9 protein-coding genes are annotated in these 10,246 nt (G+C 61.3%); 4 read left to right on the top strand and 5 right to left on the bottom strand.

All coding sequences use genetic code 11. The annotated features are described in order from the left end of the window. Positions 1-31: 31 nt before the first annotated feature. The gene (locus AAEZ05_RS20450) at positions 32-766 is read right to left on the bottom strand and encodes a thioesterase II family protein (RefSeq protein WP_045058167.1); all 735 of its coding nucleotides are present in this window, start codon (positions 764-766) and stop codon (positions 32-34) included. Positions 767-852: 86 nt separating this feature from the next. Continuing rightward, the gene (locus AAEZ05_RS20445; RefSeq protein ID WP_350648596.1) at positions 853-2,022 is read right to left on the bottom strand and encodes an MFS transporter; all 1,170 of its coding nucleotides are present in this window, start codon (positions 2,020-2,022) and stop codon (positions 853-855) included. 185 nt (positions 2,023-2,207) lie between these two features. Here AAEZ05_RS20445 and AAEZ05_RS20440 point away from each other — a divergent pair, with 185 nt between their 5' ends. Then, positions 2,208-3,008 (top strand): glucose 1-dehydrogenase, encoded by an 801-nt coding sequence (locus AAEZ05_RS20440; RefSeq protein WP_045058165.1) that lies wholly within the window; start codon positions 2,208-2,210, stop codon positions 3,006-3,008. Then, complete coding sequence (locus AAEZ05_RS20435; protein WP_350600398.1) at positions 3,001-4,827, top strand: glycoside hydrolase family 15 protein; 1,827 nt, start codon at positions 3,001-3,003, stop codon at positions 4,825-4,827. The genes AAEZ05_RS20440 and AAEZ05_RS20435 overlap by 8 nt, the downstream gene beginning before the upstream one ends. Positions 4,828-4,865: 38 nt before the next feature. Here AAEZ05_RS20435 and AAEZ05_RS20430 read toward each other — a convergent pair whose 3' ends face one another. Further along, positions 4,866-5,849, bottom strand: coding sequence for a GlxA family transcriptional regulator (locus AAEZ05_RS20430; RefSeq protein WP_350648594.1), 984 nt, complete (start codon positions 5,847-5,849; stop codon positions 4,866-4,868). 88 nt (positions 5,850-5,937) lie between these two features. On the opposite strand from AAEZ05_RS20430, the gene inhA reads away from it, so the two are divergent. Beyond that, positions 5,938-6,615, top strand: coding sequence for an isonitrile hydratase (inhA, locus tag AAEZ05_RS20425; protein WP_045058162.1), 678 nt, complete (start codon positions 5,938-5,940; stop codon positions 6,613-6,615). Between the two features lie 472 nt (positions 6,616-7,087). On the opposite strand, the gene AAEZ05_RS20420 is transcribed toward inhA, so the two are convergent. Continuing rightward, the gene (locus tag AAEZ05_RS20420) at positions 7,088-7,576 is read right to left on the bottom strand and encodes an SRPBCC family protein (protein ID WP_350648591.1); all 489 of its coding nucleotides are present in this window, start codon (positions 7,574-7,576) and stop codon (positions 7,088-7,090) included. A gap of 204 nt (positions 7,577-7,780) precedes the next feature. Here AAEZ05_RS20420 and AAEZ05_RS20415 point away from each other — a divergent pair, with 204 nt between their 5' ends. Beyond that, positions 7,781-8,185, top strand: a complete 405-nt coding sequence (locus AAEZ05_RS20415; RefSeq protein WP_045058160.1) for a lysozyme inhibitor LprI family protein — start codon at positions 7,781-7,783, stop codon at positions 8,183-8,185. On the opposite strand, the gene mrdA is transcribed toward AAEZ05_RS20415, so the two are convergent. After that, positions 8,176-10,068 (bottom strand): penicillin-binding protein 2, encoded by a 1,893-nt coding sequence (gene mrdA / locus AAEZ05_RS20410; protein ID WP_045058159.1) that lies wholly within the window; start codon positions 10,066-10,068, stop codon positions 8,176-8,178. The two genes, AAEZ05_RS20415 and mrdA, sit on opposite strands and share 10 nt — an antisense overlap. Positions 10,069-10,246: the final 178 nt, after the last annotated feature.

Below are 10,246 nucleotides of genomic sequence, written 5' to 3'. Positions count from 1 at the left end.
CGGGCTTGTCCGCTCCCACAAAGGCGTTGCATCAGACGCTGGCGACGATGGCGTGTCGGCGGTGGTGGATGTCGAGTTGATCCTTGATCAGCTTCAGCACCTTGGCCTCGTGTTCATGGATGAAGAAATGGCCACCGGCAAGCATGTCCACCGAGAAACTACCGCAGGTTTCCCTGCTCCAGCCAATCAACTGTTCGGTGCTGGCGCGATCGGCCTTGCCACCGAGGACATGCACCGCACACTTGAGCGGCGCACGCTCGACAGGTTCGAAGCGGCCGCACAGCAGGAAGTCGGCGCGCAGCACCGGCAAGGTCAGGCTCATCAACTCTGCGTTGGCCAGGACTTCCTCGCTGGTGCCGTTGAGGCTGCGCAGTTGCTCAATCAGCTCGGCATCGGATTTGGGCTCGGCGAAACCCCGGTCGTAGTCGGCGCGCATCGTCGGTGCGGCGGTGCCCGAAGCGAACAGCGCTACGGGTTCCGGGCTACCCAGCGAACGCAAGGCATGGGCCATTTCACAGGCCAGCAGCGCGCCGAGGCTGTGGCCGAACAAGGCATACGGAGCCTTGAGAGTGACCAGTTGTTCCTCGGCCAATTGCCGCGCCAGGCGGCGCATGTCGGTGTGCAGCGGCTCGCCAAACCGTGCACCGCGTCCCGGCAGTTCCACCGGTTGCAGCTTGATCCACTCCGGCAGCTTGCGCCGCCAGCGGCTGTAAACCATGGCGCTCGCGCCTGAATAGGGCAGGCACAGCAATGTCAGCTGGGTCACCGGGCTCACCTCGATAGTTGTCTGGTTGGAGAACGTATGAGGCGGGCGGTGAATTAGTCGGCTAGCCATCGCGAGCAAGCTCGCGCCTACAATTTGCGGAAGCTCTGGATGGCCGAGCCCAGCACCACGGCGCCAGCCGCAATCGCCACCCAGAACCCGCTGGGTGCGCCAAATGCGTCCACCAGCCAACCCGAACTGGCCGCACCAATGGCCACGCCGATGCTCAAGCCGGTGACCAGCCAGGTCAGGCCTTCGGTCAGCTTCGCCGGGGGCACGATCTGCTCAACCAGAGCCATGGCGACGATCAGGGTCGGGGCGAAGAACAGCCCGGCGACGAATACCGCCAGGGACAGGCCGAGGATGTTGGTCGCCAGCAACAACGGCAAGGTCGTCACCGCCGTCGCCACGCCGCCGTAGAGGAACAGTCGCGGCAGCGGCACTTTCGAACGCAGTGCGCCGAACGCGAGCCCCGCCATGCACGAGCCGATGGCGTACACCGACAGCACAATGCTCGCCGTCGCCGGCTGGCCCTGATACCGGGCAAACGCCACGCTGACCACATCGATCACGCCGACAATAGTGCCCATGGCAACCATCAGCAACACCAGCAACCGCAGCTCGCCGGAGCGAATGATCGAGCCTTGGTGGTGCGCTTCGTGGGGATGAATCGCAGGTTCGGTCGCCCTCTGCAGGACCAATGCAGTCACGCCGATCGCCAACATCAGCAACGCCGCCAGCGGCCCGGCTTCAGGGAAGACCACCACGCATAATCCCACCGACAACGGGGGCCCGACGATAAAGCAGACTTCATCGAGCACCGACTCCAGTGCATAGGCGGTTTGCAGCTCAGGCTTGCCGCGGTACACCTCGGTCCAGCGTGCCCGCACCATGGCCGACATGCTGGGCATGCAACCGGCCAGCGCCGCGAACAGGAACAGTGTCCAGTGCGGGGCCTGCAGTCGAGTGCAGAGCAGCACCATCAGCAGCGCGCCGCCACCGATCAGCGCCGACACCGGGAGGATGCGGCGCTGGCCGAAACGGTCCACCAGACGGGAAACCTGTGGTGCGCAAAAGGCAGTGGCCAGGGCAAAAGTCGCCGCCACCGCCCCAGCCAGGCCATAGCCCCCCTGTAACTGCGAGAGCATGGTGATCAATCCGATGCCGGTCATGGAAATCGGCATGCGCGCGATCATCCCGGCCAACACGAAGGCTCTGCTGCCTGGGGCCCTGAACAGTTCGCGGTAGGGATTTGCCATGGTCTGACTGTCTCTGGAAGGGAGTGCAAATTGCCATAAGGCGGGGGGCGGGGAAAGCGCTGAATTGTTGATTGAATGTTAAGGCCCCAGGATCAAAAGATCGTCCGATCTTTTGATCTGCTGGTGAACTCTTGAAGTCCGAAACCAGTCAGCTGATAAGGCCCTCAACTCAAGGCGCTAACCCTATGCTGATATCCCTGAACCAACAGGTCGCCCTCATCACCGGCGCCAGCTCCGGCATCGGTGCCGGCGCCGCCAAGGCCCTGGCCGCTGCCGGTGCTGCCGTGGTGCTCAACTATAACTCCCAGGCCGCCCCGGCTGAAGAACTCGCCCGGCAGATCAACGCGCAAGGCGGTCGCGCCATCGCCATCGGCGCGGACGTTGCCAAGGAGGAAGACGTCGAACGACTGTTCGCACAAACCCTCGAAGCCTTCGGCTCGCTGGATATCCTGGTGGCCAATTCGGGCCTGCAGAAAGACTCCTCGGCAGTCGACATGAGCCTCGCGGACTGGAACCAGGTGATCGGCGTGAATCTTACCGGCCAGTTCCTGTGTGCCCGCGCCGCCCTGCGAATTTTCAATCGACAGGGCATTCGCGAAGGCGTGTCCCGGGCCGCCGGAAAAATCATTCACATGAGTTCGGTGCACCAGCGCATTCCCTGGGCCGGCCATGTCAATTACGCCGCCTCCAAAGGTGGCGTCGACATGCTGATGCAGAGCCTCGCCCAGGAAGTCAGCCACCAGCGCATCCGCATCAACGGCATCGCCCCAGGCGCGATTCGTACCGCTATCAACCAGGCAGCTACTGAGGGCGCCGCTGCACAGGAACTGCTCAAACTTATTCCCTATGGCCGCATCGGTGACGTCGAGGACATTGCCAATGCAGTGGTCTTCCTCGCCTCCGATGCCTCTGACTACATCGTCGGCACCACCCTGTTCATCGACGGCGGCATGAGTCTCTATCCGGAGTTTCGCGGCAATGGCTGATCATCATCCCGAACGACAAAGCGCTATCGACGCCCACGGCATCATCGGCGACATGCGCAGCGCTGCACTGGTCAATGATCGAGGCAGCGTGGACTTTTTCTGCTGGCCGGAATTCGACAGCCCGTCGATCTTCTGCTCGCTGCTGGACACCCCCGACGCCGGGATTTTCCAGCTGGCGCCGGACTTGCCGGATGCGCGTCGGGAGCAGATTTACCTGCCGGACACTAACGTCCTGCAAACCCGCTGGTTGAGCGACCACGCGGTGGTCGAAGTCACTGACCTGTTGCCGATCGGCGACAGCGAGGACGACCTGCCGGTGTTGATGCGCCGGGTTCGCGTTGTCAGCGGTCGGGCGACCTTTCATATGCGCTGCGCTGTGCGACACGATTACGCCCGCGCCAGCACTCGCGCGCAGATGGCTGATCAGGACGTGGTGTTCGAGGCGACCGACCAGCCTGCCCTGCGCCTGTCCTCGGATCAGGTGATGCGCATCGACGCGGACGCAGCCGTAGCGCAATTCAGCCTGGAACAGGACCAGAGCGCGCAATTCATGCTCGGCGGCGTGGATGACCCGCGCTTTAAACAGGGCGCGGCGGACATGTGCATGGAGCGCACCCTGAAATTCTGGCGCGACTGGAGCGGCCAGTCCAATTACCGAGGCCGCTGGCGGGAGATGGTCAATCGTTCGGCCCTGGCGCTGAAGCTGCTGACTTCACGCAAGCATGGCGCCATCCTTGCGGCCGCCACCTTCGGCCTGCCGGAAACACCTGGCGGCGGGCGCAACTGGGACTATCGCTACACCTGGATCCGCGACGCCTCGTTCACTGTCTATGCGTTCATGCGCCTGGGTTTCGTCGAAGAGGCCAATGCGTACATGGGCTGGCTCCGTGGACGGGTCAGCGATTGCCGCGGCAAGTCGATGAAGCTGAACATTCTCTACGCCGTCGATGGCCGTCAGGAACTGCCGGAATCCGAGCTGTCCCACCTTGCCGGCCATGGTGGTGCAACGCCGGTGCGCATCGGCAATCAGGCTTACGACCAGGTGCAACTCGACATCTTCGGCGAGCTGATGGACGCGGTGTACCTGGTGAATAAGTACGGCGATGCGATCTCCCACGAGGGCTGGAAGCACGCGGTTGAGGTGGTCGATCAGGTCTGTGAAAACTGGCAGCACAAGGACGTCGGCATTTGGGAGATGCGCGGCGAACAGCATCATTTCCTGCACTCGCGATTGATGTGCTGGGTTGCGCTGGACCGGGCCATTCGCCTGGCGTCCAAGCGCTCGCTGCCAGCGCCTTTTGCGCGCTGGGATGAGACCCGACAGGCCATTTATGCGGACATCTGGGACAATTTCTGGAATGAAGAGCGGGGTCATTTCGTCCAGTATATCGGCGGCACAGCCCTGGATGGTTCGATGTTATTGATGCCGCTGGTGCGTTTCGTCAGCGCCAAGGATCCCCGCTGGCTATCAACCCTGCAGGCTATCGAGAAAACCCTGGTGCGTGACGGCATGGTCTACCGCTATCGTAACGAGGATGCAGGAATTGACGGTCTGGAAGGCACTGAAGGTGCATTCGCAGCGTGCTCGTTCTGGTACGTCGAATGCCTGGCCCGTGCAGGCCAGGTGGAGAAGGCGCATCTGGAGTTCGAGCAGCTGCTCAGGTACGCCAATCCGCTGGGGTTGTATGCCGAAGAGTTCGACACCCGAGGGCGGCACCTGGGCAACACGCCGCAGGCCCTGACCCATTTGGCGTTGATCAGTGCGGCGAGCTTTCTCGATCGCAAGTTGAGTGGCGAAAAGAATTATTGGCAGCCATGATGAAGGCCTAAACCCCGAAGAAGCCCCCCAAGCCACGCTCAGGGCATTACTGGATCTGCTGCAGCGCTGATGCAAAAGCGTTCCCGATAGGCTTGCGGAGTGACCCCCATCGCCCTCAGGAAACTGCGCCTGAGGGTCTCTTCGCTACCGAACCCGCATTGCATCGCCACGCGCTTGATCGGCACACCGGTGTCGCTGAGCAACCTGCGCGCCGTTTCCACTCGAATCGACTCAATCGCCCGGGCGGGGGTCTGGCCGGTGTCGGCGCGGTAGTGGCGAACGAAACTGCGTTCGCTCATGCCGGCCTGGGCGGCGAGTGTTGGAATCCCCAAGTCCAGGGGAAGATTTTCGCTGATCCAGGCATGAAGTTCGTCAAAGCGGTTACCTTCTTTTTGCAACGACAAGGTCACGCTGAATTGCGACTGGCCACCGGGACGCTTGAGAAATACCACCAGCTGGCGGGCCACTTCCATGGCCATCTCGCGACCGAGGTCCTGTTCGACCATCGCCAGCGCCAGATCAATGCCGGCAGTGACGCCGGCCGAGGTCCACACCGGGCCATCGTTGATGAAGATCGGGTTGGGCTCCACCCGCAGCAACGGATGCTGCTGCGCCAACTGTTCGCAACGGGTCCAGTGAGTGACTACCCGCCGGCCATCGAGCCAGCCACTGGCGGCGAGCAGAAAAGCCCCGGTGCACACCGAGGACACGCGCCGGCAAAGGGCTCCGTGCCTGCGCACCCAGCTCACCAGTGCAGGGTCCTGAGCCGCTTCATACACGCCCCAGCCGCCGGCGATGATCAAAGTGTCGCTGGCCGACTGTGGGAGCGGTTCAGTTAGCATGGCCAACCCGGCAGAGGACGTGACCGCCCCGCCACCGCTGGCGATCACCGTCGGTGCGTAGGGCGCTGGCAGGCCTTGCTGGCGCACGATGTCATTGGCCGAGGCAAACACTTGCAGCGGCCCGGTGACATCGAGCAACTGCACCTTGGGGAACGCGAGCACATGAATGACTTTAGGCATATTGGCGTAATTCGTGGGTTGATTGGCGTATGCGCCACATCCTAGAAGGCTAGAGTGAAGTCGTCCACCCACTTCATGAGAAATCACCATGGCGTTGCAAATTGGTTTTCTGCTGTTCCCACAGGTCCAGCAATTGGACCTGACCGGGCCTTATGACGTGCTGGCGTCCCTGCCGGACGTACAGGTGCATCTGGTCTGGAAGGACCTGGCGCCAGTGACCGCAAGCACCGGGCTGGTCTTGCAACCGACTACGACGTTCGAGGACTGCCCGGCTCTGGATGTGATCTGCATCCCCGGCGGCAGTGGCGTCGGGCCATTGATGGAGGATGAGGTGACGCTGGCGTTCATCAAGGCCCAGGCCGCCAATGCACGGTATGTGACGTCAGTGTGCACCGGCTCCCTGGTACTCGGCGCGGCGGGCCTGCTCAAGGGCAAGCGCGCCACCACGCACTGGGCCTATCACGAATTGCTCAAGCCTTTGGGGGCTATCGCGGTTCAGGACCGTGTGGTGCGCGACGGCAACCTGCTGACCGGCGGCGGGATCACGGCGGGTATCGATTTTGCCCTGACGCTGGCTGCGGAACTGTTCGATGAGGGCACTGCGCAGTTGGTACAGTTGCAACTGGAATACGCTCCCGCGCCGCCCTTTGCTTCGGGCAGCCCGCACACTGCGCCGGCTGCAGTGCTGGAAGACGCCCGGCGCCGTGCAGCGCCATCGCTTGAGCAGCGAACGCGGATTACCGAGCGGGCCGCCGCCAGGCTGTAACCTCTTATTGTAGGAGCGAGCTTGCTCGCGAAAAATGAATGAACGCCGCGGGGTATCTGGCTTTCCGCGTTATCGTCGGAACGCAGCCCGGAACAAGCTCGCTCCCGCAGGGATCGCGGAGGCACCCATCGTCGAACGGCCGGTTTTGTACAGACGAAAAAAAACCCGCCGAAGCGGGTTTTCCCAAGACCATGTCGACTCCCTGTCGATAGCGTTCCGTGCTGATGGTCGATCGTCCCTGATCCCGAGGCACTTCCTGTGCCTCGGTTGATGGGGTCAGAATACGCATCGGATCCAAAATGTAACAGACGATATCAGTACCATAGCGTGTAGGACATTCGCTATAGCTGCTAGCGGGGAACCCTTGGCGCTCCCCTCGCTGAAAGCTGCAAGCCTGGGACGCGGGGGTGATGACAGTTCTGCATCACCCAACTGGGCCCGGCGCTTCAACCGTGCCAGAACCTGCGGGCATCTACTCTTGCTGGGGTTGCGGTGCCTTGTGGCTGATTTTGAGGAATTCCTCGATATTGTTCATCTGCTCATCCCAGCCCCGGCTGTCCATGCGGAATGCCTTGAGACGGCGCTCCTGGGGAATGTGATCGAAACCGGACTCGGTGACCTTGAGCAACGTGCCGCCATCCATATCTTCCAGCTCGAACAACACCAGGGTGGTCGGCTCCTGGGCATAATCGATGTGCGGCTCCACGGCGTAGGGATGCCAGCGAAACGAGAACACCCGCTCCGGCTCAACCCGCTCCACGAGTACGTTCCACAGCAGGTGCTCATAACCGGGGTAAGTGATCTGCCCCTGGGTCCACTCACCGGCGACAAACCGCTTGCCCTCCAGTGCCACGCCAAACCACTGGCCGAAGGCTTCGGCATGGGCGATTACGCGCCAGACCTGCGAACGCGGGGTCCTGAGCAGGATTTTCCTTTGGATACGATCTGATGCTGGGTTCATAAGTCACCTCCTGTAATGAACAGTAGGCCTGTAAGACCACAAGACCAACCTTAAAGTTGTACCAAGCGCATGCTGTAATCAACCCATGGCGCTCATTCGGCTGGGAAATGACTGCAGCGCAGCGGCTTTTGCGCGACCGGTAACCGACTTCGCCGGGGTTCGCTACACTGCCCTTCTCTTTAAGATGTCATAGCGAGAACTCTCATGTACTCACGCTTTCTCCTGGCGCTGACGCCCCTGCTGTTTACCCACCTGGCCCTGGCCGCAGATTGCGATAACGCCACCGACCAGGCGACGATGAACCAGTGCGCCACCCAGCAGAACAAGGCAGCGGACAAGGAACTGAATGCGCTGTACCAGCAGATTACCGGGCGGCTGAAGAGCGATCCGGACCGCAAGAAGCTGTTGATCGGCGCGCAGCGCTCGTGGATTGGGTTCCGGGATGCGGAGTGCAAGTTTTCAGCTTCGGGGGTGGAAGGTGGGAGCGTTTACCCAATGATCTACGGTAATTGCATAACAGAGCTGACCCGCGCACGGGTGGAGACTTTCAAGAATTATTTGAAATGCCAGGAGGGCGATATGGGGTGTCCGGTGCCTGGTCAGACGTGAGGATCCCCGGGAGCCTTGCTCGGCGTGGCGTATTGCGGCTTGAGATGGCCCTCCTGATCGAGTAACCAGGCGTCCATGATCTGCCGCACCACCGGGCCGGCGACGCGACCACCGGCTTCACCGTTTTCAATCATTACCGAGATGACAATCTTCGGGTGCTCGGCTGGGGCGAAGCCGACGAACAAGGCATTGTCGCGGTTGCGTTCCAGCGTCTTCGCCCGGTTGTAGCGCTCGCCTTGCTTGATGGCGACCACCTGCGCGGTACCGCTCTTGCCGGCGATGCGGTATTGCGCGCCCTGCGCGGCCGCTCGGGCAATCCCTCGAGCGTCGTGCATGACCATCTGCATGCCGTGGTTGACCTGCTCCCAGTCCCGGGGATCCTTGAGCAGGATATTCGGCATCGGGTGTTCGTCTACCGGGGCGACACCGTCTACGGTTCTGGCCAGATGTGGCCGGTTCCACACACCTTTGTTGGCGATCAAGGCGGTGGCCTGAGCCAGTTGCAGTGGCGTGACCTGCATATAGCCCTGGCCGATGCCGAGGATCACTGTCTCGCCCGGGAACCAGGGCTGGCGACGCGTAGCGCGCTTCCACGCCTGGGAGGGCATCAGGCCGGCAGACTCTTCGAACATGTCCAGCGAGACCTTTTCGCCAAGCCCGAACATGGCCATGTAGTCGTGCAGGCGATCAATGCCCAGCTTGTGGGCCAGGTCGTAGAAATACGTATCGTTGGAACGCATGATCGCTGCGTCCATATCGACCCAGCCGTCACCGCTGTGATTCCAGTTGCGGTACTTGTGATCGAAGTCCGGGAGCTGATAGTAGCCGGGGTCGAAGACGCGGGTCTGGGGGGTGACTACACCGGCATCAAGGCCTGCGATGGCCACTTCAGGCTTGATGGTTGAGCCGGGGGCGTAGAGACCGCGTAGCACGCGGTTGAACAGCGGCCGGTCGATAGAGTCGTGCAGCGCGGCATATTCCTTGAAGCTGATGCCGGTGACAAACAGGTTGGGATCGAAGCTGGGTTTGCTGACCATCGCCAGCACTTCGCCGGTTGCCGGATCAAGTGCTACCACGGAGCCGCGGCGGTCTCCCAATGCTTGCTCGGCAGCTTCCTGCAGTTTGACGTCAAGGCTGAGCACGATGTTTTTGCCGGGGATCGGATCGGTGTGCTTGAGCACCCGCAACACCCGGCCCTGGGCATTGGTTTCGACTTCTTCATAGCCTACGTGGCCGTGCAGCTGCGACTCGTAGAATTTTTCGATGCCGGTTTTACCGATCGACTGGGCGCCACGGTATTCAACCGTATCGAGCACCTTGGACTCTTTCTCGTTGATTCGTCCCACATAGCCGATGGAATGTGCGAAATGGGCGCCCATCGGGTAATGGCGAACAAACTGTGGTTCCACATCGATGCCCGGCAAGCGGAACTCGTTAACTGCAAGCACCGCGATCTGCTCTTCGGTGAGCTCATAGAACAACGTGACCGGCACGAACGGGTGCCGCACCTGCTTCATAGCCTTGTCGAACAGCGCGCGATCCTCGATCGGAAGGTGCAGGAGGTTGACCACCTGATCCAGCTCGTCTTTGACGTCTGTGGCGCGTTCACGGGTGATGGTCAGGTTGAAGCTGGGACGGTTGTCCGCAAGCACCACGCCGTTGCGGTCGTAGATCAAGCCACGGGTCGGGGTGATCGGGAGGACATGGACGCGGTTGTTTTCCGAGATCGTCGAGTGGTAGTCGAATTCGAGTACTTGCAGCACATACAGGCGCACAACCAGTGCGCAGGAGATCGCCGCAACGAACAAGGCGCAGGCCATGAGTCTCCTGTTGACCAGGCGCGTCTCTTTTTCGTGGTCTTTGATCGGTATCGGTTGGGGCATTTCTGCAGGAGCTCTATGGATATGAAAAGAAGTGCCGGTCCATAGGCGTTGCTAGCAGTTCCTTGAAAAACGAGGTGCACCTTACCAAAAAGTGCCGAAGATTTCCTGCGGACAAAAACAAAACCCCTACCTGCATACGCAGATAGGGGTTTCGGAATTTAATCTTGACGATGACCTA

The organism is Pseudomonas sp. HY13-MNA-CIBAN-0226, from assembly GCF_040310305.1.
GTDB lineage: Bacteria > Pseudomonadota > Gammaproteobacteria > Pseudomonadales > Pseudomonadaceae > Aquipseudomonas > Aquipseudomonas gregormendelii.
Note: the sequence above shows the minus strand (reverse complement) of the source record. Positions and strands in the feature narration are given on the sequence as shown.